The organism is Bradyrhizobium sp. B124, assembly GCF_038967635.1.
Classification (GTDB): domain Bacteria; phylum Pseudomonadota; class Alphaproteobacteria; order Rhizobiales; family Xanthobacteraceae; genus Bradyrhizobium.
Genome location: NZ_CP152413.1, coordinates 5,418,194 through 5,437,973, shown reverse-complemented (window position 1 = coordinate 5,437,973; position 19,780 = coordinate 5,418,194). Strand labels below are relative to the sequence as shown.

The 19,780-nt window shown below is 65.1% G+C and carries 26 protein-coding genes; 9 read left to right on the top strand and 17 right to left on the bottom strand.

The window, feature by feature from the left end:
• Positions 1 to 5: 5 nt before the first annotated feature.
• Positions 6 to 1,184, bottom strand: coding sequence for a YbfB/YjiJ family MFS transporter (locus tag AAFG13_RS25880; RefSeq protein ID WP_342708620.1), 1,179 nt, complete (start codon positions 1,182 to 1,184; stop codon positions 6 to 8).
• Positions 1,185 to 1,273: 89 nt separating this feature from the next.
• A complete protein-coding gene (locus AAFG13_RS25875; RefSeq protein WP_342708619.1) occupies positions 1,274 to 2,137 on the bottom strand; it encodes an EamA family transporter in 864 nt (287 codons plus the stop codon).
• A 233-nt stretch (positions 2,138 to 2,370) separates the two neighbouring features.
• On the opposite strand from AAFG13_RS25875, the gene leuB reads away from it, so the two are divergent.
• Positions 2,371 to 3,483, top strand: coding sequence for a 3-isopropylmalate dehydrogenase (leuB, locus tag AAFG13_RS25870; protein ID WP_342708618.1), 1,113 nt, complete (start codon positions 2,371 to 2,373; stop codon positions 3,481 to 3,483).
• 157 nt (positions 3,484 to 3,640) lie between these two features.
• Here the strand turns inward: leuB and AAFG13_RS25865 are convergent, their stop codons facing one another.
• Positions 3,641 to 4,048: a hypothetical protein gene (locus AAFG13_RS25865; protein ID WP_342708617.1), complete on the bottom strand. Its 408-nt coding sequence runs from the start codon at positions 4,046 to 4,048 to the stop codon at positions 3,641 to 3,643.
• 178 nt (positions 4,049 to 4,226) lie between these two features.
• Positions 4,227 to 5,021: a hypothetical protein gene (locus AAFG13_RS25860; RefSeq protein ID WP_342708616.1), complete on the bottom strand. Its 795-nt coding sequence runs from the start codon at positions 5,019 to 5,021 to the stop codon at positions 4,227 to 4,229.
• A gap of 116 nt (positions 5,022 to 5,137) precedes the next feature.
• On the opposite strand from AAFG13_RS25860, the gene AAFG13_RS25855 reads away from it, so the two are divergent.
• Complete coding sequence (locus AAFG13_RS25855) at positions 5,138 to 6,172, top strand: aspartate-semialdehyde dehydrogenase (protein ID WP_092121443.1); 1,035 nt, start codon at positions 5,138 to 5,140, stop codon at positions 6,170 to 6,172.
• A 26-nt stretch (positions 6,173 to 6,198) separates the two neighbouring features.
• A complete protein-coding gene (locus AAFG13_RS25850) occupies positions 6,199 to 6,750 on the top strand; it encodes a TIGR00645 family protein (protein ID WP_212318843.1) in 552 nt (183 codons plus the stop codon).
• 8 nt (positions 6,751 to 6,758) lie between these two features.
• On the opposite strand, the gene AAFG13_RS25845 is transcribed toward AAFG13_RS25850, so the two are convergent.
• Complete coding sequence (locus AAFG13_RS25845) at positions 6,759 to 7,415, bottom strand: carbonic anhydrase (protein ID WP_342708615.1); 657 nt, start codon at positions 7,413 to 7,415, stop codon at positions 6,759 to 6,761.
• 139 nt (positions 7,416 to 7,554) lie between these two features.
• Here AAFG13_RS25845 and AAFG13_RS25840 point away from each other — a divergent pair, with 139 nt between their 5' ends.
• The gene (locus tag AAFG13_RS25840; RefSeq protein ID WP_342708613.1) at positions 7,555 to 8,433 is read left to right on the top strand and encodes a CoA ester lyase; all 879 of its coding nucleotides are present in this window, start codon (positions 7,555 to 7,557) and stop codon (positions 8,431 to 8,433) included.
• Between the two features lie 25 nt (positions 8,434 to 8,458).
• On the opposite strand, the gene AAFG13_RS25835 is transcribed toward AAFG13_RS25840, so the two are convergent.
• From AAFG13_RS25835 to AAFG13_RS25815, 5 genes are all read right to left on the bottom strand, one after another.
• Positions 8,459 to 8,818: a cytochrome c gene (locus AAFG13_RS25835; RefSeq protein WP_212318849.1), complete on the bottom strand. Its 360-nt coding sequence runs from the start codon at positions 8,816 to 8,818 to the stop codon at positions 8,459 to 8,461.
• A 30-nt stretch (positions 8,819 to 8,848) separates the two neighbouring features.
• Positions 8,849 to 9,259, bottom strand: a complete 411-nt coding sequence (locus tag AAFG13_RS25830; protein ID WP_342708612.1) for a DUF6455 family protein — start codon at positions 9,257 to 9,259, stop codon at positions 8,849 to 8,851.
• A 71-nt stretch (positions 9,260 to 9,330) separates the two neighbouring features.
• Positions 9,331 to 10,122: a hypothetical protein gene (locus tag AAFG13_RS25825; protein ID WP_212318854.1), complete on the bottom strand. Its 792-nt coding sequence runs from the start codon at positions 10,120 to 10,122 to the stop codon at positions 9,331 to 9,333.
• A 93-nt stretch (positions 10,123 to 10,215) separates the two neighbouring features.
• Positions 10,216 to 10,818 carry a 3-isopropylmalate dehydratase small subunit gene (gene leuD, locus AAFG13_RS25820; RefSeq protein ID WP_092121464.1) on the bottom strand — a complete coding sequence of 201 codons (603 nt, stop codon included), beginning with the start codon at positions 10,816 to 10,818 and terminating at the stop codon, positions 10,216 to 10,218.
• Positions 10,819 to 11,006: 188 nt separating this feature from the next.
• A complete protein-coding gene (locus AAFG13_RS25815) occupies positions 11,007 to 11,405 on the bottom strand; it encodes a metallopeptidase family protein (protein WP_342708611.1) in 399 nt (132 codons plus the stop codon).
• 114 nt (positions 11,406 to 11,519) lie between these two features.
• Between AAFG13_RS25815 and AAFG13_RS25810 the strand changes: the two genes are divergently transcribed.
• Positions 11,520 to 11,846: a hypothetical protein gene (locus AAFG13_RS25810; protein ID WP_212318858.1), complete on the top strand. Its 327-nt coding sequence runs from the start codon at positions 11,520 to 11,522 to the stop codon at positions 11,844 to 11,846.
• 23 nt (positions 11,847 to 11,869) lie between these two features.
• On the opposite strand, the gene AAFG13_RS25805 is transcribed toward AAFG13_RS25810, so the two are convergent.
• Entirely contained in the window at positions 11,870 to 12,091 is a 222-nt protein-coding gene (locus AAFG13_RS25805; RefSeq protein ID WP_249132611.1) for a hypothetical protein, read from the bottom strand.
• A 311-nt stretch (positions 12,092 to 12,402) separates the two neighbouring features.
• Between AAFG13_RS25805 and AAFG13_RS25800 the strand changes: the two genes are divergently transcribed.
• The 3 genes from AAFG13_RS25800 to AAFG13_RS25790 all read left to right on the top strand — a co-directional run bounded on the left by AAFG13_RS25800 (position 12,403) and on the right by AAFG13_RS25790 (position 13,864).
• Positions 12,403 to 12,645, top strand: a complete 243-nt coding sequence (locus AAFG13_RS25800) for a hypothetical protein (protein ID WP_342708610.1) — start codon at positions 12,403 to 12,405, stop codon at positions 12,643 to 12,645.
• 127 nt (positions 12,646 to 12,772) lie between these two features.
• Positions 12,773 to 13,126, top strand: a complete 354-nt coding sequence (locus tag AAFG13_RS25795) for a hypothetical protein (protein ID WP_212319050.1) — start codon at positions 12,773 to 12,775, stop codon at positions 13,124 to 13,126.
• Positions 13,127 to 13,327: 201 nt separating this feature from the next.
• Entirely contained in the window at positions 13,328 to 13,864 is a 537-nt protein-coding gene (locus tag AAFG13_RS25790) for a hypothetical protein (protein ID WP_342708609.1), read from the top strand.
• Between the two features lie 66 nt (positions 13,865 to 13,930).
• Here the strand turns inward: AAFG13_RS25790 and AAFG13_RS25785 are convergent, their stop codons facing one another.
• Together AAFG13_RS25785 and leuC are read right to left on the bottom strand one after the other, a co-directional pair.
• Positions 13,931 to 14,140, bottom strand: a complete 210-nt coding sequence (locus AAFG13_RS25785) for a hypothetical protein (protein WP_092121493.1) — start codon at positions 14,138 to 14,140, stop codon at positions 13,931 to 13,933.
• Positions 14,141 to 14,247: 107 nt separating this feature from the next.
• Entirely contained in the window at positions 14,248 to 15,654 is a 1,407-nt protein-coding gene (gene leuC, locus AAFG13_RS25780) for a 3-isopropylmalate dehydratase large subunit (protein WP_212318862.1), read from the bottom strand.
• 25 nt (positions 15,655 to 15,679) lie between these two features.
• On the opposite strand from leuC, the gene AAFG13_RS25775 reads away from it, so the two are divergent.
• The gene (locus tag AAFG13_RS25775; RefSeq protein ID WP_342708608.1) at positions 15,680 to 15,844 is read left to right on the top strand and encodes a hypothetical protein; all 165 of its coding nucleotides are present in this window, start codon (positions 15,680 to 15,682) and stop codon (positions 15,842 to 15,844) included.
• A gap of 211 nt (positions 15,845 to 16,055) precedes the next feature.
• On the opposite strand, the gene rplS is transcribed toward AAFG13_RS25775, so the two are convergent.
• The 4 genes from rplS to AAFG13_RS25755 all read right to left on the bottom strand — a co-directional run bounded on the left by rplS (position 16,056) and on the right by AAFG13_RS25755 (position 19,706).
• Positions 16,056 to 16,436, bottom strand: a complete 381-nt coding sequence (gene rplS / locus AAFG13_RS25770) for a 50S ribosomal protein L19 (protein WP_092126446.1) — start codon at positions 16,434 to 16,436, stop codon at positions 16,056 to 16,058.
• Positions 16,437 to 16,544: 108 nt separating this feature from the next.
• Positions 16,545 to 17,294: a tRNA (guanosine(37)-N1)-methyltransferase TrmD gene (trmD, locus tag AAFG13_RS25765; RefSeq protein ID WP_342708607.1), complete on the bottom strand. Its 750-nt coding sequence runs from the start codon at positions 17,292 to 17,294 to the stop codon at positions 16,545 to 16,547.
• Positions 17,295 to 17,303: 9 nt separating this feature from the next.
• Entirely contained in the window at positions 17,304 to 18,386 is a 1,083-nt protein-coding gene (locus AAFG13_RS25760; RefSeq protein WP_342708606.1) for a zinc-binding alcohol dehydrogenase family protein, read from the bottom strand.
• Between the two features lie 120 nt (positions 18,387 to 18,506).
• Complete coding sequence (locus AAFG13_RS25755) at positions 18,507 to 19,706, bottom strand: MFS transporter (protein WP_342708605.1); 1,200 nt, start codon at positions 19,704 to 19,706, stop codon at positions 18,507 to 18,509.
• Between the last annotated feature and the right edge of the window lie 74 nt (positions 19,707 to 19,780).

Here is a 19,780-nt window from a genome sequence, read left to right as displayed (position 1 = left end):
GGTCATTAAGGCCCGACCTTCCTCTGAAACGCCGACAGCACCGCTCCCAACGCCAGCATCGCGGCCGAGACGTTCAGCGCAAATGACAGGCTGCCGACCGCGTCGGTGATGGCACCGACCACGATCGGCCCGAGCGTCTGGCCGATGCCGAAGGCGATGGTCATCGCCGCAATCGCGGTCGGCCAGGCTTCCGGCGGGTAATTGAGACGCACGAAGGCGGTGGTCGAGCCGACCACGGCGAAGAACGCGACGCCGAACACCAGTGCCGAAATCGCGAGCAGCAGCGGCGAATGCCCGAAGATCGGGAGGGCCGCGCCGAGTGCGTTGACGCCGAGGATGATGGTGGTCGCGAGCCCGCCGCGGTCGAGCGCCAAAACCCGCCGCCAGACCCAAGGGGTGACGAATGCGCTGACGCCGATCAGGCTCCAGAACGCGCTCTGTGCACCCGCGCCGCCGCCACCGTCGCGGACATAGGCGATCATGAAGGTCATGTAGGCGATGTAGCCGGCGCCGAACAGGAAATAGGCGGCGAGGTAGATCAGGACCGGCATCACAGCGAATTTGGTCCGCACGATGCCGCCGGCGGCAGTATTGGCGTGCAATGGCGCAAGCAGCAGCGGCACGGTCATGATCGCAGAGAGCAAGGTCATCGCCCACCACACGATCCACCATGAGCCGGCGCCAAAGCCGTGCAGCACGAAGGGCGCGATCAGGCCGGAGGCCAGGATGCCGACGCCCGGCCCGGCATAGAACAGGCTGAGCAGGAAGTTGGCGCGCTCCGGCCGCGATTGCGCGATGGTTGCCGCCAGCGCGCCGCCGCCGACGAAGCCGATCGCAGCGGCGAAGCCGACCAGCAGGCGGGCGAAACTCAGCACGGCGAAATTGCCCGAGATGGCGCACAGCGCCAGCGACAGCGCACAGGCCAGCGTCGACCAGCGCACCGAGGCGGCGAGCCCGAAGCGCTGGATCAGGCGCGAGGCGAACAGCGCGCCGACCAGATAGCCGGCGGCATTGATCGTGTTCATGAAGCCGGCGGCCGAATAGGACCAGGCCAGCGAGTCGCGCATGTCCGGCAGCACCAGCGAATAGGCGAAACGGCCGATGCCGAGACCGACCGTTGGTGCGAGCGACAAAATAAGGATCAGCCGCGCGGGATGCGGGTAGGATGGGGCGGGGGCTCTCACTATTCACTCCGGCAATGGAGCCATTGTGGCAGGCCGCGCCGGTCCTGCCCAGCGCCACGGGCAGCAACACCGTCTTGCGTATCGGGCAATCAGGCGATCAGGACCAGCGCGACGCCGGCGACGGTCAGCAGGGTTCCGGCGACGATCCGCGCGGTGATCTCGACATGCTTGAGCATCATCGCACTCAGCGTCACGGTCACCAGCGGGTAGATTGCAGCGAGCGGCGCCACCAATGTGATCGGGCCGTTGCGGACCGCGGCGAACAGGCTGAGCGCACTGAGCCCGTTGCTGATCCCGGTCAATGCAAACCAGAACCGGCCGTCACGCGGCGCCTGCACCATGAAGCTGCCCTTGCGGACGCGCTGGACCGTCAGCACCACGATTGACGACATGATGTAACCGATCAGGCAGGCCCACAGCGGGCTCGGCCAGATCGCCAGCCCGAGCTTGGCGATCGGGGGCACGATGCCGCGCACCAGCGCGCTCGCAAGCGGCAGCAGCAGGGCCCAGCTCCGCCAATGACCGAGGTCGCGGGGCCGGGTCACGGTAATGATTGCGGCACCGGCCACCGCGACCACGAGGCCGATCAGCTGTTGCGGCGCGAGCGGCTCGTGCAGCAGCACCACGGCGGCGGCGACCGCAAGCAGCGGCGCCAAATTGCCCAATGTCGAGGTGATCACTGGTCCGAGCGCCCGGTTCGAGGCGAAGGTCAAGAGCGTCAGCGAGGCCGGGAAGAACAGGCCGATCGCCATAAAGATCGGCAGGCCGCGCCAGACCACCGGCTCGCCATGCAGGATCAGCGGCGACAGCACCAGGAACAGCAGGGTAAAGGACGGCACGCTGATCGCGGCGCCCGACAGCGGCTCGACGGTGCGCAGGCCGAGCTGTGCCAGCACGACGCCAGCGCCGAGGAAGATGGCCGAGGCGAAGGCGTAGATAATGGCTGCGGTCATGAGGTCCGTCTTGTTGGCTTCTTTTGGGGCGCGGTTGGCTCTTGGCGGGCCATTTTGGCCCTGTCCGGGGTGCCTTGCCAATCCGCCCGGGGCGTTTTAGCACTCCGCCCGCAACAAATTGGTCGTCATGGCCGGGCTTGTCCCGGCCATCCACGCCTTGCCAGCTTGAGGCTGGAAAGACGTGGATGCCCGGCACAAGGCCGGGCATGACGAGTTGGACAAGGTGATAGACCATGGCGACCCATAAACTGCTGCTTCTCCCCGGCGACGGCATCGGCCCCGAAGTGATGGCCGAGGTGCAGCGCGTGATCGACTGGCTGAACGCACAGGGCATCGCGAAGTTCGAGACCGAGCAGGGCCTGGTCGGCGGCTCGGCCTATGACGCGCACAAGGTGTCGATCTCCGAGGGCGACATGGCCAAGGCCAATGCGGCCGATGCCGTGATCTTCGGCGCGGTCGGCGGTCCGAAGTGGGACAGCGTGCCCTACGAAGTGCGCCCGGAGGCCGGCCTGCTGCGGCTGCGCAAGGATCTCGGCCTGTTCGCCAATCTGCGTCCGGCGGTGTGTTATCCGGCGCTGGCGGATGCCTCGAGCCTGAAGCGCGAGGTGGTCGAGGGCCTCGACATCATGATCGTGCGCGAGCTCACCGGCGGCGTTTATTTCGGCGAGCCGAAGACCATCACCGATCTCGGCAACGGCCAGAAGCGCGCGATCGACACCCAAGTCTACGACACTTTCGAGATCGAGCGCATCGGCCGCGTTGCCTTCGATCTGGCGCGCAAGCGCAAGAACAAGGTGACCTCGATGGAAAAGCGCAACGTCATGAAGTCGGGTGTGCTCTGGAACGAGGTCATGACCCAGGTGCATGCGCGCGAATACAAGGACGTCACGCTGGAGCATCAGCTCGCCGATTCCGGCGGCATGAACCTGGTCAAGACGCCGAAGCAGTTCGACGTCATCGTGACCGACAATCTGTTCGGCGACATGCTGTCCGACATCGCGGCGATGCTCACGGGCTCGCTCGGCCTGCTGCCGTCGGCTTCGCTCGGCAAGGAGGACGCCAAGACCAAGGAGCGCAAGGCGTTGTACGAGCCGGTGCATGGCTCGGCGCCTGATATCGCCGGCAAGGGCCTCGCCAATCCGATCGCGATGATCGCCTCGTTCGGCATGGCGCTGCGCTATTCCTTCGGCATGGGCGATCTCGCCGACAAGGTCGATGCAGCGATCGCTGCCGTGCTTGCCAGTGGATTGCGCACCGCCGACATCAAGTCGGCCGGCACCACGTCCGTCAGCACGGCGCAGATGGGCGAGGCGATCCTGAAGGAATTGCAGAAGCTGCACGCGTAAGGGTTATGCGGTCATTCCGGGATGGTGCGTTAGCACCAGACCCGGAATCTCGAGATTCCGGGTTCGATGCTGCGCATCGCCCCGGAATGACGAAGCCCAAAACAAAAAATGCCCGGCCGGAGCCGGGCATTTTCATATCGGCTATCAGCCGAAATTCTCAGTACAGCGGGAAATTCCGCGGATAGCCGCCGAGGTCGGCCGGCGGGCTGAGCGGCTGGCGGTCGATCGGACGGTTGTTGTTCTCGCGTGCGAACGACGGGTAGCCGACATCCGGCGGATACGCGTAGTCGTTGAACTTGCGGTCGCCCGGTAGCACTTCGGTGCCGGCGTCGAGCCATGACCGCGTGGTGACGTAAACGCGGGTGCGCGGACCCTGCTGATAGACCCGGTTCGGACCCTGCGCGCCGTAGTAGCGGCGGCCGTCGCGGTCATACTGCTCTTGCTGCTTGCGCTTGCTCGGGCTCTGCTGCGCGCTGGCCGCGGTCATGCCAAACGCGGTTGCGGTGACGGCAGCCGCGGCAAGCAACACCACGAGCTTTTTCGCGGCAGGGAATTTCAAGGTCATCGCATCCTCGTCATTACGGCCCCCATCGGGGGCTGGCGCATCAGCCAAAATCACTCGGAACACATTGTAGCCATGGAGGGTGGGGCGTCACTAGGTCAATTGCGCCACACCAGCAGAGATAATGCGTGTCCAAGCGCAAAAGTTTCATGAAAACCAGTGCCTTGCCACGGTCTCGCCATCAAAGCGCGCCGCGCAGAAGCGGGTTCTCGCTGCCCATCACCCAGTCGGCCGACAGGGCGGGCGGGCCGGAGGTAACGCAGTCGGTGCGCCGCAGCTCGGCATGCGCGAACAGCGCGGCGAGCCGTGGGTCGTTGCCAGCGGCCAGCAAGGTCAGCCGGTTCAGCATGCAAATGATCGCGGCGCGCTGGGCCGGCAGGCTGGCGCCCTGGCAGGTCCAGCCCGAGATGCGCAGATCGGGGGCGTCGGCCTGCTTGAGGAAGCCGAGACAGGCACGGCTGCCGTCCTGCCGCGCCGGACGCAGCAGGGTGACGCCGCCGAATTTGCTGTCGACGATCCCGGCGGCCTCGAGCTCGCGGACGCCGCCCCGGTCGAGCCGCCCGGCAATCTCGGTGACCGCAGGTCCCATGGCCTCGCCGCCGGGGCGGTAGATTTCCAGCTCGGCTGCCGGCGTGCCATTGGCGTCGGTCCAGCGGAAGACGTCCTTGCGGCCGCCCTCGGGATGCCGGATGATTTCGTAAGTCTCTGTTTTATCTCGCGGATCAAGCCGGCTGATGGCAAAAGCCGGTGCCGAGCGGACGGCCAGGCTCCAGCCTGCGGCCGGAGGTGCTGCCATCGCGGTTGCGTCCGGCAGTTGCTTCCATAGATAGGTGCCGAGGGCGGCGAACAGCGCAAGCACGGCGACATAGGCGAACAGCCGGGAGAGCGTGGCGTAGACCTCGTCGACGAAGCTCGTCAGTGCTGACGGATTTCTCGTATGATGGGGGGCGGCCGGATCGGCCCGAAATAAACGCATCAAAACGCTCAAAAGCTACGCAACGTTGTCTTGACGGGGTTTCTCGCATAGAAGCGCTGCCTCTTCCCTTTCCGCAGCTTGCGGGAGAACGGGCATTTTTCGTCGGAGAGTGAACGATGGGTTACAAAGTCGCGGTGGTCGGAGCGACCGGCAATGTCGGGCGCGAAATGCTCAACATTCTCGACGAGCGCAAATTCCCCGCCGACGAGGTCGTCGTGCTGGCCTCGCGCCGCAGCGTCGGCGTCGAGGTCTCCTATGGCGACCGCACACTCAAGGTGAAGGCGCTCGAGCACTATGACTTCTCCGATGTCGACATCTGCCTGATGTCGGCCGGCGGTTCGGTCTCCAAGGAATGGTCGCCCAGGATCGGTGCCGCCGGCGCGGTCGTGATCGACAATTCCTCGGCCTGGCGCATGGACCCCGACGTGCCGCTGATCGTGCCGGAGGTGAACGCGGATGCGGCCGCCGGCTTCACCAAGAAGAACATCATCGCCAACCCGAACTGCTCGACCGCGCAGCTCGTCGTGGCGCTGAAGCCGCTGCACGACAAGGCGACGATCACGCGCGTCGTGGTCGCGACCTATCAATCGGTGTCGGGCGCCGGCAAGGATGCGATGGACGAGCTGTTCTCGCAGACCAAGGCCGTCTACACCAATGACGAGCTGATCAATAAGAAGTTTCCGAAGCGCATCGCCTTCAACATCATTCCGCAGATCGACGTCTTCATGGAAGACGGCTACACCAAGGAAGAGTGGAAGATGATGGCGGAGACCAAGAAGATCCTTGATCCCAAGATCAAGCTGACCGCGACCTGCGTGCGCGTGCCGGTCTTCGTCAGCCACTCCGAGGCCGTGAACGTCGAGTTCGCCAACCCGATCACGGCGGACGAGGCGCGCAACATCCTCCGCAATGCGCCGGGTTGCCTCGTGATCGACAAGCACGAGCCGGGCGGCTATGTCACGCCCTATGAGGCGGCCGGCGAGGACGCGACCTATATCAGCCGCATCCGCGAGGATGCGACCGTTGAGAACGGCCTGTCGTTCTGGTGCGTGTCGGACAATCTGCGCAAGGGTGCCGCGCTGAACGCGATCCAGATCGCGGAAGTCCTGATCAACCGCAAGCTGATCACCGCGAAGAAGAAAGCGGCCTAAAGGCGGGACCAACGGGGGGCGCAACCATGTCGGAACAGCTGGCTCCCACCCCATCGAGCCCCCCGACGCCGCGCATCATGCGCGGCTTCGAATATGTGCTGTTCAACAGCCGCTGGCTGATGGCGCCGTTCTATGTCGGCCTGGTGGTGGCGCTTGCCGTGCTGCTGCTGAAATTCGGGCGCATGCTCTGGGAGTTCGTCCTGCATGCGTCCGGCTACAAATCGACGGAAGTCATCCTCGACGCGCTGGCGCTGATCGACGTCACGCTGGTCGCCAACCTCATTCTGATCGTGGTGTTTTCGGGCTACGAGAACTTCGTCTCGCGCATCGACACGTCGGGCAACCCGAACTGGCCGATCTGGATCACCAAGATCGATTTTGCCGGGCTGAAGCAGAAGCTGCTGGCGTCGATCGTCGCGATCTCCGCGATCCACGTGCTGGAAGCGTTCCTGAACATCGATGCCGCGTTCGACGCGACGCGGATGACCTGGCTCGTCGCCGTGCATCTGGTGTTCGTGATCTCAGCGCTGTTGCTGGCACTCTCGGATCGCTGGGGCGGCTATCACGGTGATGAGTAGCCGAGCGGCTACGCGCCGGCCTTCATGGCATCGGCGACGCTGATGAATTCCTTCGCGACCCGGTCGAGCACGAACAGCGAGCCCTCGGCGACGCCGAAATAGGCGCCGTGCAATTGCATCTCGCCGCTCTCGACCCGCTCGCGCACGAACGGGAACGTCATCAGGTTCTCCAGCGAGCGGAACACCGCGGCCTTCTCGATGCGGATGACGAAGTCCTGCATGCTTTCATGGTCGCGCTGCTCGACGATCTCGCCGGGCTTGATGAACATCTGCATCCATTTGCCGATGAAGTCGCCGGGCGTGAGCGGCTTGATCTTGTCGACGAAGGCGCGGATGCCGCCGCACTGGGCATGGCCCAGCACCACGATGTTCTTTACCTTCAGCACGGTCACGGCATATTCCAGCGCGGCCGAGACGCCGTGGGCATTGCTGTCGGGCTGATAGACCGGAACCAAATTGGCGATGTTGCGGACCACGAACAACTCGCCGGGGCCGGCATCGAAGATCACTTCCGGCGAGACGCGGGAATCGCAGCAGCCGATCACCATGGTCTCGGGAAACTGGCCGCGCTCGGACAGGTCCCGGTATCGCGACTGTTCAGTCGGCAACCGCTGGGTCGCGAAGGTCCGGTAGCCGTCGATCAACTGCTTCGGAAAGGATTTCATGGCCTCTGGCTAACCACATGCCGGTGACGGGAACAAGACTTTCGGTGTGCATCCTGAGATGATACGGCAGCGTTGAAAGATGGTTCCGCCCAATGCCCAAACAATGGACAGCAGAGCCCGAGCCCCCAGGAGAATGCCGATGACCCGTCCGCGCCGCAGCCTGTTGTTCATGCCGGGATCGAATGCGCGGGCGCTGGAGAAGGCCCGTACGCTGGCGGCGGACGGCATCATCCTCGACCTCGAGGATTCCGTTGCCCCCGACGCCAAGGCGGTGGCCCGCGAGCAGATTGCCAAGGCGGTCGCCGCCAGGGGCTTCGGCAAGCGCGAGGTCCTGATCCGCATCAACGCGCTCGACAGCCCGTGGTGGGTCGACGACATCGGCATGGCCGGCAAGGCGCAGCCGGACGGGATTCTGGTTCCGAAGATTTCCACTGTCGACGATCTCAACGCGGTCGCTGATCGCCTCAGCGACATCAATGCCCCTGCCTCGATCCGGGTCTGGGCGATGATCGAGACCGCACGTGCCGTGCTCGACGCCGACAAGCTCGCCGCGGCATCGAAGGACTCCGAAGTCCGGCTCGCCGGCTTCGTGTTCGGGCCGAACGACATTGCGCGCGAAACCCGGATCCGGATGAAGCCGGGCCGCGCGGCGATGATCCCGATGATCACGCATTGCATCCTGGTGACCCGCGCGCACGGGCTCGAGATCCTCGACGGACCCTACGGCGACATCAGCAATATCGACGGCTTCGCGGAGGAATGCGCGCAGGGCCGCGATCTCGGCTTCGACGGCAAGACGCTGATCCATCCGAGCCACATCGACGCCTGCAACGCGATCTTCACGCCGCCCGAGGCCGAGGTCACCGAGGCCCGCAGGATCATCGCCGCCTTCGAGCAGCCGGAGAACGCCTCGCGCGGCGCGATCCAGCTCGACGGCCGCATGGTGGAGCGCCTGCATGCCGAGATGGCCAGACGCACGATCGCGATCGCCGATGCGATCGCGACGATGGGGCAGTGACGACCATCGACCTGGTGTTTGCGCTCTATTCGCGCTTCAGGCTCATGATGTAGTTCGCGAGATCATCGGCCTCGCCTGGTCCGATGATGATGTTCGGCATCGTTGGATGACTGGTCTTCAGGAATACCTTCAGCGAGAGCATGGTGGTCGAGGGCCGGTTTGCGACGGCGGCGAAGTCCGGCGGGGCTTTCTTCGCGCCCCGGGCGATGGCGCCGATGACGTGGCATTCCATGCACCAGGCTTCAGCCAACCGATGTCCGGCAGCGATGCTCTCCGAGGGCTGCCCCGCACCGTTGGCCTGATGCAGGCGCAGCAGCAACAGCGCGGCCATCACGACCACGAAGATCGGCAGTGCAGGACGCCAGACGGCGTGCGGATTCAGCATCGATGCACCCTCATGACCCCTGCGCCGTGGCTAGCGGCGTGCTGTCTCGCCCAGCGCTTCGATCGTCGGAGCGTTATGGCAGTATTGCTGATAGCGCGTGCCGGAGGTGCCGGCGGCAAGGTCATGGTCGCACTGCCGCTTGTGATCGCACAAGCTGCAGACCCGCTCCATGTCGCGCAACACCAGGGGCTCGGTGCGCGCCAGCTTCTCCTGATCGATCCCGAGTGCCTTGAGCAGCTTGGGTAACTCGTCGGCACTGTGCGGTCCCTGGCGCACCAACGCGGCGAGGTCGTCGGGGCTGACCCGCAGGTCGCCCGCGATCTGGCTGAAACTTGCGTCGTCCAGTTCGCGCAGTTCATCAAGGTCCCGCCGATGCTTCAGCCAGTTGCCGAACACATCGACCAGGTACTCGACGACAGGGTAGTGGGTTTCGGTGCTCATGGGCGCCTCCTGGAATGGCTACCCATATGACGCCTTCTGCGCAATCCAACCTTGCGGCAGATCAAATCGGCTCAGGCCTGGCCAAAGCGCTCCGTCGCCCACGCGTAGAGGCTGCCCGGGATCGGCGCCTCCTTGCCGCGTCCCTTCGGGGAAATGTGAAGGCCGACAATTTCGGGATCGTTCAGGTAGCTCGAAAAATCCGACGGCTCGAAGAACAGACCCGGCTCGGCGTGTACCGCGTAGAACGAGCGCTTCGGCAGCGCGTGCTGCAACTCGCCTTCGCGGCGCGCGAGCGCGGTGAGCGCTGCGGGGCCGTAGATCGCGATGCGGATGTCGGACAGGCGATTGGATTTGCCGCGCAGCTTGCGCATCGCAAAGGTCAGGCGGTGACGCAGCGCCAGCCAGTCCGGCGTCAGTTCGTCCTGCTGCATCAGCGCTTCGAATGCGCGCACGATCGGATCATTGTGCGGCAGGTACAGCACGGAGTTGCCGAGCTGCCGCGGCCGTTCCCAGGCAAAATACGGCTTTGCCGGATCGATCTCGACCGGCTTCAAGAGAAGCACATCGGCGTCGAGCCAGAGCCCGGCGCGCTGTGTCATCAGCCGCATGCGGAAGAAGTCGCTGAATTGCAGGATGGTCCAGTCGCGCCAGGACCCGTCGCGCTCGGCCGGGCGCAGCCTCTCCGAGAATGCATGCGGCAGCACCGCTTCGGCCTCGGCATTGCCGATGCCATCCGGCAGGCCGGGAATTGGATCGAAACTGTAGACGGTGACCTTGTGCCCGGCCGCCACTTGCGAGCGCAGACAGGTCCGGCGCAGCCCGTCCATCGAGCCGTGCCAGAAGGTGACGATGTCAGGCAGCATGGGCGTCAGCCATCAGCAGGTTCGTGAGAAGACGATCTCGCAAAGAAAAGCCCCGGCGCCTGAAGGCACCGGGGCGCGATGACAGGCTGCGCCTCAAGCCCAGGCGCGCTCCTTGAGCTTGGCCTCGTAGGTGTCGATCGACGACTTCTTCTCCATCGTCAGGCCGATGTCGTCGAGGCCGTTGATCAGGCAGTGCTTGCGGAACGCATCGATCTCGAACTTCACCGTGCCGCCGTCGGGGCCGCGGATCTCCTGGTTGGGGAGATCGATGGTCAGCGTCGCATTGGCGCCGCGCTCGGCATCGTCGAACAGCTTGTCGAGGTCCTCCTGCGACACGCGGATCGGCAGGATGCCGTTCTTGAAACAGTTATTGTAGAAGATGTCGCCGAACGAGGTCGAGATCACGCAGCGGATGCCGAAGTCGAGCAGCGCCCAGGGCGCGTGCTCGCGGCTCGAGCCGCAGCCGAAATTGTCGCCGGCGACCAGCACCTTCGCGTTGCGATAGGCGGACTGGTTGAGGACGAAATCGGGGTTCTCGCTACCGTCATCCTTGTAGCGCTGCTCGGAGAAAAGCCCCTTGCCAAGGCCGGTGCGCTTGATGGTCTTGAGGTACTGCTTCGGAATGATCATGTCGGTGTCGACATTGATGATCTTCAGCGGTGCCGCGACGCCTTCCAGCGTGGTGAACTTGTCCATCGGTGCTCTTCCCGGGCAAAAATAGGGGATAGGGGCCGGATGTTTATCGCGAATGTGACAGCGGTAAAAGGGCCATTTCTGCAAAGCTGGAGCCCCCGTTCCGATTGGATCGGCAACGGGGGCTCCAGCTTCCTTGTTTTGACGCGTTTTCTTGACGCGAACCGGGGTCCACTTCGCTCGAAAACGCTTCATCCCGCATCGGCCTCAATTGCCTCCATATCGGCGTCGGAGAGGCCGAAATGGTGCCCAATCTCATGGATCAGGACGTGGCGGACGATGTGGCCGAGGGTTTCGTCGTGCTCCGCCCAGTAATCCAGGATCGGCCGCCGGTAGAGCCAGACCAGGTTGGGGAGCCGGGCCACGTCGCCATGGCTCTGCTGCGGCAGGCCGATGCCGTGAAACAGGCCGAGCAGGTCGAACTCGCTCTCGGCCTGCATCTCGTCGAGCACCTCGTCGGTCGGGAAGTCGTCGACACGGATGATCACGCCCTCGCAGAGGGCCCGGAACGCCTCCGGCAGGCGCTCGAAAACCTCGTGCGCCATGGCCTCCATCTCGGCGAGCGAGGGGGCTTTTTCTGTGGTCCACATGACACTCCTTTAGCGCGAGTGGCTCAGCCGGCGCCAGCGCAGTTGACCTTGGCGGTGCAATGGGAGACCGTGCGGCCCAAGATTGAGGCTCAAGAACGGGGCTTGGGTGGCGTGATGAAACGGATCGTGGCGGCAACGCTGTTGGCGGTAGCAGTCGGGCTTTCGCTTCCGGTGGGAGAGGCGCGGGCACAGAGCGCGGCGGCCGAAGCGCGCATCGGTGAGACGGCGCCGGCCGTGCGCGAGCGGGTCGTCGAGCACCGCCGGCTCAGGCGGGTGCCGATCTACCGGTCGCGGCCCGATCATTGGGAACCGGATGTCATCCCGCGCTACAATCCCGGTCCGAACGCCGTGCGCGATTGCACCGCGACCTATGTGCAGGAGCACCGACCGAGCGGCACCGTGATCACGCCGCGCATGAACTGCTTCTGGCGGCCGGGCTAGAGCGGCTTCGCGCGACGCGGAAGCTAGTGCAAATGTCGGCGCGCTGCGCCGATCAGTCCGGCCGCGACGACCACTCCCACCGTTCCATAGACCGCGAGCGCCATCAGCATTTGCGTGAGCTGGCTCGCCGTTCCCATGCCGCCGCCCGGTCCTTGCGAGGCGAGCGCGACATCAACTGAAATCATGGAACCAGCGAGCGCTGCCGTGCCGAGCGCCAGCCATCTGCGCGGGCCTTGTTGTGTCATCGGCGATCTCCTGCGAGAGGCTCCTCACAAGATACGACCATTGTCTATGCCGGTTTTACGCACAGACACGAAAATTCCAGCGGCTGCGTTGGAACCTGCGTGCGCCAGCGGCATTCACCATCGTGGCGCAGTCATTCACATCCCATTCACGTCGCCTGCATTCTGCTTGCGATCTGCGTCGCGGCAACGGGGGTCGATTCGAATGCCAGAGCGTTTTCCAGCGAAGTTCTTCGCGCGAAGAAAACGCGTCAAGGCAAGAAGCTCGAGTCGTCGTTGCAAGACGTGACATCAAGGGATCAAGGAGAAAACGCATGAAGGTGATGAAGGTTCTGGGGCTTGCGGCCGTCGGTGCCGTGCTGGTTTTGGCGGCGCCAACGGAGCGCGCGAACGCGATGTCGCTTGCGACTCCGGGCACCGCCGCAACGGTTCAGGACCATGCGAACCAGACGACCACGCAGGTCCGCTATGGTCATGGTCATGGCTGGCATCGTGGCTGGGGTCGCGGACATCACCGTGGCTGGGGCTGGGGCCATCGTCGCCACTGGCGCCGCTGATCGCGCGACGGATCAGCGCAGTTGAGACACAGGCCCGTGAGCAGCGGGCCTGTTGTCGTTCTCAGCCATCAAACCGGCAGATTCGCGCGCGCGAGATGAGATCAATCGCAATCTGCAGGAGTTGATCATGATGAGATGGATCGGTGTTGCCGCGGTCGCTTGTGCGTTCGCATTGACGGCGCCGGCATCGGCAACCGCCGCGGCATCAGCCACGCCGCGGGCCGCGGCACAGCAGCGGCCGGCGGGCCAGGCGACCGACTTCAGCGCGCAGCGCCATCATCGCCATTACCATCGTCACCATTATCACCAAGGCTACTATCACCAAGGCTACCGGCCTTATTACCGGCCGGACTACCAGCCCTATTCCTATTACCGGCCGTACGGCTCCTATTATTACGGACGGCCTTACTACTATCGGCCGTACCCATATGCGGTGCCGGCGCCGTTCACCTTTGGCTTCGGGTTCGGCCCGTTCTGGTGATGCAGCTGGCCGCACTGCGATCGTCGCCGACATTCCCGCTCGGACTTTTCGTCGCACGGTTTCGCGCGTTCATGGCGCATTCACTCAGGGCTTTCTAGCGTCCTGCCGGGAGCGACTGCGATGAACGCAATGAGACCGGCTGCCATGCAGCGCGGTTCTCAGCGCTGTTGTCAGGTAGGTTCCGAGATGAGGGGGAGCTCTTTGCGGCGTGGACCGCTGCGCCGCCTTGGTGTTGCCGCGGCCGCGGTCTTCGCATTGTCGATCGCTTCGCAGCAACGCGCCGAATCGCTGTCGCTCGCGAGTCCGGGCACCGTGCCTGCGGCAAAGTCCGCGGCCGATGCCATGACGACCCAGGTTCGGCACGGCGGTGGCGGCGGCCACGGCGGTGGAGGTTTTCATGGCGGTGGTTTCCATGGTGGCGGCTTTCACGGCGGTGGATTTCACGGCGGCGGCTTCCGCGGCTTCCATGGTGGCGGCTTCCGTGCCGCGCCGGCGTTCCATGGCGGCTACCATCGCCACTACGGCGGGTACCACCGCTTCTATGGCGGCGGTTATCGCTACGGCTCCCGCCGGCACTTCCATCACCGGCGCTACTTCTACGGATCGTCTTACTATTACCCGGCCTATTATCATCACCGCCGTTGCCGCGTGGTCTGGACCTATGACGGACCGCGCCGGATCTGCCGGCCGTATTGGCATCACCGCCATTACTGGCGGCCGTACGGGGTCTATTGGTAAGGGCTAAAACGACAGCGGGCGCCATGCGGCGCCCGTTTTTTCAGGTCACTCTCGCTCGAGAGCGCGCTAGTCCCAGTTCTTAAGCTTCCAGGACTTTATCTTCCACGGCGTCAGGTTTTCCATCCGCCATTGCGTCCAGCGCTCCGGCGGCCAGTGGCTGAGGCGCGAGGTTTCCTTCACCTCGGGAAGTGGATCGATGATGCGTGGTGCGGCGCGGCGGCGCTTCTGCCGCGTCGCCTCACTGATCATGTCGACGAATTCGCTCTTGTCGGCCACGTCCGGCTCCCCACGAAGCTTGTCTTCGCAAGGAGCCAGTGTGCGTGCGCCCCGTTAACGAGCCGTTTCCGAAACGGCTCGAGCTTGAGGCGAAAACCGCGCTTACCTTACCGCCAGTCGCGGACGTCGACGAAGTGGCCGGCGATCGCAGCGGCCGCGGCCATCGCGGGCGACACCAGATGGGTGCGGCCCTTGAAGCCCTGGCGGCCCTCGAAGTTGCGGTTCGAGGTCGAGGCGCAGCGTTCCTCCGGCTTCAGCTTGTCCGGGTTCATCGCCAGGCACATCGAGCAGCCCGGCTCGCGCCATTCGAAGCCGGCCTTGAGGAAGATCTTGTCGAGGCCTTCGGCCTCCGCCTGCTCCTTCACGATGCCCGAGCCCGGCACGATCATCGCGTTGACGTTGGCGTTGACGGTCTTGCCCTCGGCGATCTTCGCGGCGGCACGCAGGTCCTCGATGCGGCCGTTCGTGCAGGAGCCGATGAAGACGCGGTCGAGCTTGATGTCGGTGATCTTGGTGCCGGCGGTCAGGCCCATATATTTCAGCGCGCGGTGCTTGGAGAGCCGCTTCGCCTCATCCGCGATCTTGTCGGGATCAGGCACGAAGCCGGTCACCGAGATGACGTCCTCAGGGCTCGTGCCCCAGGTGACGATCGGCGGCAGTTTTGCGGCGTCCAGCCGCAGCTCGTGGTCGAAATGCGCGCCCTCGTCCGAGCGCAGCGTCTCCCAGTAGCGCATCGCGGCATCCCAGGCGGCGCCCTTCGGCGCCTTCGGGCGATCGCGCAGGAAGTCGAACGCCTTCTGGTCGGGCGCAACCAGGCCGGCGCGCGCGCCGCCTTCGATCGACATGTTGCAAACCGTCATGCGGCCTTCCATCGAAAGCGCACGGATCGCCTCGCCGGCATATTCCAACACATAGCCGGTGCCGCCGGCGGTGCCGATCTCGCCGATGATCGCCAGGATGATGTCCTTGCCGGTCACGCCTTCAGGCAATTTGCCGTCGACGATCGCGCGCATGTTCTTGGCCTTCTTCTGGATCAGCGTCTGTGTCGCCAGCACGTGCTCGACCTCGGAGGTGCCGATGCCGTGCGCGAGCGCACCGAACGCGCCATGCGTCGAGGTGTGGCTGTCACCGCAGACGATGGTGGTGCCGGGCAGCGTAAAACCCTGCTCCGGGCCGATGACGTGGACGATGCCCTGACGCTTGTCGAACTCGTTGTAATACTCGATGCCGAATTCCTTGGCGTTCTCCGCCATCACCCGCATCTGCTCGATGCTTTCCGGATCGGGGTTCGGCTTCGAGCGGTCGGTGGTCGGGATGTTGTGGTCGACGACGGCGAGCGTCTTCTCGGGGGCGTGGACCTTGCGGCCGGCGGCGCGCAGGCCTTCGAACGCCTGCGGCGAGGTCACCTCGTGCACCAGATGGCGATCGATATAGAGCAGGCAGGTGCCGTCCTCGGCCTCGTGGACCAGATGGTCGTTCCAGATCTTGTCGTACAGCGTGGTCGGTTTGGACATGAGCTTCAGCTCCAGAAGAAATTCAGTGGTGAATGGCGTTAAGCGCATCTCGGCGCGCGAGCAGGCGACAGCGTCCAGGCAGCGTTACGCTGCGCGCGTAAGCCCTGATGTTGCCGACGTCGCAAAGCGTCCGAAGAAGCGGCCGGGCAGCCGCGAGCGATCGTCGATCACGACGCGCTGGCAGGTCTGACTTGCTTGATCCGGAACCATTCTAAATTTCTAACACAGGGCTTGCGCCCGCGACAATCGATCGATGCGCGGGCCTGTCCATCAGATAGGTATGCCGCAACGAAAAAGCGCGGAGCAGGCCCCGCGCTTTTGGTCACATCCGGTTGTCGTTTGACGCGTTTTCTTGACGCGAACCGGTCCCCACTTCGCTCGAAACGCTATGAAGGGAAACGTTACTCGCCGACGGCGGTCTGGCGGTCCTGCTTCTCGACGATGCGGGCCGACTTGCCGCGCAGGCTGCGCAGGTAATAGAGCTTGGCGCGACGCACCTTGCCGCGACGCACGACCTTGATCGAGTCGATCATCGGCGACATCACCGGGAAGACGCGCTCGACGCCTTCGCCGTAGGAGATCTTGCGCACGGTGAAGCTCTCGTTGAGGCCATGGCCGGAACGGCCGATGCAGACGCCTTCATAGGCCTGCACGCGGGTGCGTTCGCCTTCGACCACCTTCACGTTGACGATGACGGTATCGCCGGGTCCGAATTCCGGAATGGTCTTGGTGGCGGCGAGCTTGTCGAACTGCTCTTTTTCGAGCTGCTGAATCAGGTTCATCGAAATCTCCATCGGCGGCGCGCCCAGCCTGTGCGGGCTGCGCAAACGTCCATCTATCCTGCGCGTGTGCGGATTAGGCCGTGCCTATAAGGCAAAGCGCAGGGTTTGTCACCCGTCTGTCGTGTTTTTTGTCCCTCGCCGGGCCGCTTTTTGGCTGGCCTTCCGGGCCCAGAGATCGGGCCGCCGGGCCGCCGTCAGGGCCTCGGACTGGGCCAGCCGCCAGGCCGCGACCTTGGCGTGATCGCCGGAAATCAGGATTTCCGGGATTTGGCGGCCCTCGAACTCCTGCGGACGGGTATATTGGGGGTATTCAAGTAGTCCTTCGGAGAAGCTCTCCTCGGTTCCGGAGGCCAGCTTGCCCATCACCCCCGGCAACAGGCGAACGCAGGCGTCGATCAGCGCCATTGCGGCGATTTCGCCGCCGGACAGCACATAATCGCCGATCGAGACCTCCTCGAGCCGGCGCGCCTCGATGACCCGCTGGTCGATGCCCTCGAAGCGGCCGCAGACGATCAGGGGGCCGGGCCCGGCCGCGAGCTCCGCGACGTGGGTCTGGGTCAATGGCCGACCCCGCGGGCTCATCAAGAGGCGCGGGCGGTCAGCCGCGACGCCCGCCGCATCGATCGCCGCCGCCAGCACATCGGCCCGCAGCACCATGCCCGGGCCGCCGCCGGCCGGCGTGTCGTCAACACTGCGGTGCTTGTCGGTCGCCGACGCCCTGATGTCGCGCGCCTCCAGCGCCCAGAGACCCATGGCCAGCGCCTTGCCGGCCAGGCTCACGCCGAGCGGTCCCGGAAACATGTCCGGGAACAGGGTCAGCACGGTGGCGCGCCAGGGGGGCTCTTGCGGTGTCGTCATGGCCTCTGGTTACGGCACCACGGCCGTGAGGTCGAGGCTCTGCATCATCGCGGCCGCATCCACGGCACGACTGAAGTCGGCAAGCTTGAAGGTCGCGACATTGATCTTGCGCAGATCCAGCAGGCCTTCGGCGGCAAGGCCGGCCAGTTGGCCCGGCGCGGTCCTATCGTACATGAACTGCCCGACCACCTCCCAGTCGTTGGCCAGCATCTCGCGGAACGACAGCTCGAGCGGCACCTCGGCGCTGCCCATCAGCACCATCCGGCCGCCACGCCGGAGCGCGCGCAGGCAGGACAGCGTCGTCGAGGTGCTCTTGGCGGCGCCGAGCAGGTCGAGCGCGACATCGGCGCTGCCGCCGGCGGCGCGGCGGATGATCGAAAGATCGGCGGCGGCATCGCCGGTGACGACGGCGGGAATGACGCGCGGGCCGAATGCATCGCGCAACTGCTCGAGCGCGGCCTCTTTGCGTCCGACCGCAACGACGCGGCCCGCGCCCATTGCGACCGCGAGCATCACGCCGCCCGAGCCGAAATAGCCGGTCGCGCCGTTGACGATGATGGTCTGCCCGCCGCGCAGGCCGGTGCGCTGCAATCCGCCGAACGGCACGATCAGTTTGGCCAGCCCGATCAGCTCGGTCGCCGGCTTGTCGTCGAGATTGGCAAGGGGCGTGACACAGGCGGCCGGCCAATGCGCGATCTCCGCGAACACGCCGTCGCGCCAGCGTGCCTGCAGCGCGAGCGCCTCCGGCGTCGTCACGGTGGCGGTGAGGCCGATCAGGATCTGCGGCGGATCGCGATCCGGCACGTCGCCGCGCAGATGCGGGCTGAGGAACACGCGGTCGCCACTTCGGACATGCGTGACGTTCTCGCCCGTGGCGACGACGTGCGCGATCGCGTTGGTGCCCGGCACGAACGGCATCGGCGGCAAGCTGTATGGCAGCGCGCCGGAGAGCAGCTTGTTGGTATAGGACAGCACCATGCTGGCTTCGACCCGGACCACGACGCCATCGGGCGCGGGCCCGGGCGTTGCGACATCCTCGAAGCGGAGATCATTGTGGGCGTGCAGCCGCCAGGCCTTGTGCGTGCTTGTCATTGTTGTCCTCCGTGGCACCTTTGCTTAGGTAGCCCGGATGGAGCGAAGCGCAATCCGGGAAGCATGCAAGCAACGGGGAGCGGCTCCGGATTTCGCTGCGCTCCATCCGGGCTACGGACTTCATGCCGTCGTTGGATCGTCCGCAAGATGCCGCGCAAGCGCCACTGCGAGCGGGCAGATCGCCAGCGCCGTGAGCGCGGTCGCCGTGGTGGCGAGCGTCGGACCGAGCGCGTCGCCGAGCAGGCCATAGAGCACCGGCGCGATCGCGCCCGATCCGATCGTCCCCGTGTAGAACAGCGCGAAGGCGCGCTCGGTCTGATGTGGCGGCGTGAGTTCGGGCACCGTGCCATAGAGCACCGAGGAGGTGCCGTTGAGCATCACGCCGAGCAGCGGCAGCAGCACGATGGCCGGCGCCAGCGGCAATGCGAGCACCGCCACGATCAGCGCCGCCGTGCCGCCTTCGGTGATCAGCACGGTGCGCAGCGTGCCGACCCGTTCGCCGAGCCAGCCGCAGGTGAATTTCCCGGCGGCGCCGCCGATGAAGACCAGCGCCAGCGCGAGGCCATTGGTCGGCAGCGAGGCGCCCTTGTCGCGCAGCAGGAACGGCAGGAAGGTGAGAAAGCCCATCCTGACCGCGGTGTCGAGGATTCCGATCGCAAGCAGCCAGTGGAAGCCGCCGCCGGCACCGTCACGGCGCGCCGCGGCGGCCATCTTGTGCTCGGCACCCTTGCCGACCGACGGCATCCAGAGCGCGATGCAGATCGCGACGAGCAGGCCTGCAAGCGCGAGCACGAGCAGCGTGTGCCGCCACGACATGATCACGAGCAGGATCGAGGTCAGGGCCGGGATAGCCGCCTTGCCGAGATCGCCGGAGAAATTGTAGATGCCGAGCGGGCCGCGCGCCGCCGCGCCATAGGCGCGCGACACCGCTGATGATGCGATCGGATGCTGCGTGCTCGAACCGGCGCCGGAGAGCGCGAGCGCCAGGCCAAGTCCGATGACGCCGCCGGACAATCCGGCGAACACATAGCCGAGCGCCGACAGCGCCGTGCCCGCGATCAGGATGATCTTGCCGTCGATCCGCTCCGCGATGCGTCCGACCGGAATCTGCAGCCCGGCCATGGCGCCGGCATAGAGCCCGCGCAGCAGCGCCAGCAGCCCGTAGCTCAGCGCGAACTCCGCCTGCCAGACCGGCAGCAGCACGTAGATCAGGTCGGTGTAGCCGTCATGGAGGGCGTGGTTGAGCCCGGTCACCGTGAGTGTGCGCGTTGCCTGGGTCTGGGCGGGACGGGATGTGCCGGCTTCCGTGGACACGCTCATCGGCGCCATCCAGAGCAAGAAAATCTATAGATAGGGCGACGGTGCATCGGACGAGACTTTCAAAAAGTGAAGAT

Excerpts from the sequence above, each read along its gene's own strand:
- AAFG13_RS25875 (WP_342708619.1), bottom strand. The coding sequence starts at position 2,137 with ATGACCGCAGCCATTATCTACGCCTTCGCCTCGGCCATCTTCCTCGGC.
- leuB (WP_342708618.1), top strand. The coding sequence starts at position 2,371 with ATGGCGACCCATAAACTGCTGCTTCTCCCCGGCGACGGCATCGGCCCC.
- AAFG13_RS25865 (WP_342708617.1), bottom strand. The coding sequence starts at position 4,048 with ATGACCTTGAAATTCCCTGCCGCGAAAAAGCTCGTGGTGTTGCTTGCC.
- AAFG13_RS25860 (WP_342708616.1), bottom strand. The coding sequence starts at position 5,021 with ATGCGTTTATTTCGGGCCGATCCGGCCGCCCCCCATCATACGAGAAAT.
- AAFG13_RS25855 (WP_092121443.1), top strand. The coding sequence starts at position 5,138 with ATGGGTTACAAAGTCGCGGTGGTCGGAGCGACCGGCAATGTCGGGCGC.
- AAFG13_RS25850 (WP_212318843.1), top strand. The coding sequence starts at position 6,199 with ATGTCGGAACAGCTGGCTCCCACCCCATCGAGCCCCCCGACGCCGCGC.
- AAFG13_RS25845 (WP_342708615.1), bottom strand. The coding sequence starts at position 7,415 with ATGAAATCCTTTCCGAAGCAGTTGATCGACGGCTACCGGACCTTCGCG.
- AAFG13_RS25840 (WP_342708613.1), top strand. The coding sequence starts at position 7,555 with ATGACCCGTCCGCGCCGCAGCCTGTTGTTCATGCCGGGATCGAATGCG.
- AAFG13_RS25835 (WP_212318849.1), bottom strand. The coding sequence starts at position 8,818 with ATGCTGAATCCGCACGCCGTCTGGCGTCCTGCACTGCCGATCTTCGTG.
- AAFG13_RS25830 (WP_342708612.1), bottom strand. The coding sequence starts at position 9,259 with ATGAGCACCGAAACCCACTACCCTGTCGTCGAGTACCTGGTCGATGTG.
- AAFG13_RS25825 (WP_212318854.1), bottom strand. The coding sequence starts at position 10,122 with ATGCTGCCTGACATCGTCACCTTCTGGCACGGCTCGATGGACGGGCTG.
- leuD (WP_092121464.1), bottom strand. The coding sequence starts at position 10,818 with ATGGACAAGTTCACCACGCTGGAAGGCGTCGCGGCACCGCTGAAGATC.
- AAFG13_RS25815 (WP_342708611.1), bottom strand. The coding sequence starts at position 11,405 with ATGTGGACCACAGAAAAAGCCCCCTCGCTCGCCGAGATGGAGGCCATG.
- AAFG13_RS25810 (WP_212318858.1), top strand. The coding sequence starts at position 11,520 with ATGAAACGGATCGTGGCGGCAACGCTGTTGGCGGTAGCAGTCGGGCTT.
- AAFG13_RS25805 (WP_249132611.1), bottom strand. The coding sequence starts at position 12,091 with ATGACACAACAAGGCCCGCGCAGATGGCTGGCGCTCGGCACGGCAGCG.
- AAFG13_RS25800 (WP_342708610.1), top strand. The coding sequence starts at position 12,403 with ATGAAGGTGATGAAGGTTCTGGGGCTTGCGGCCGTCGGTGCCGTGCTG.
- AAFG13_RS25795 (WP_212319050.1), top strand. The coding sequence starts at position 12,773 with ATGATGAGATGGATCGGTGTTGCCGCGGTCGCTTGTGCGTTCGCATTG.
- leuC (WP_212318862.1), bottom strand. The coding sequence starts at position 15,654 with ATGTCCAAACCGACCACGCTGTACGACAAGATCTGGAACGACCATCTG.
- rplS (WP_092126446.1), bottom strand. The coding sequence starts at position 16,436 with ATGAACCTGATTCAGCAGCTCGAAAAAGAGCAGTTCGACAAGCTCGCC.
- trmD (WP_342708607.1), bottom strand. The coding sequence starts at position 17,294 with ATGACGACACCGCAAGAGCCCCCCTGGCGCGCCACCGTGCTGACCCTG.
- AAFG13_RS25760 (WP_342708606.1), bottom strand. The coding sequence starts at position 18,386 with ATGACAAGCACGCACAAGGCCTGGCGGCTGCACGCCCACAATGATCTC.
- AAFG13_RS25755 (WP_342708605.1), bottom strand. The coding sequence starts at position 19,706 with ATGAGCGTGTCCACGGAAGCCGGCACATCCCGTCCCGCCCAGACCCAG.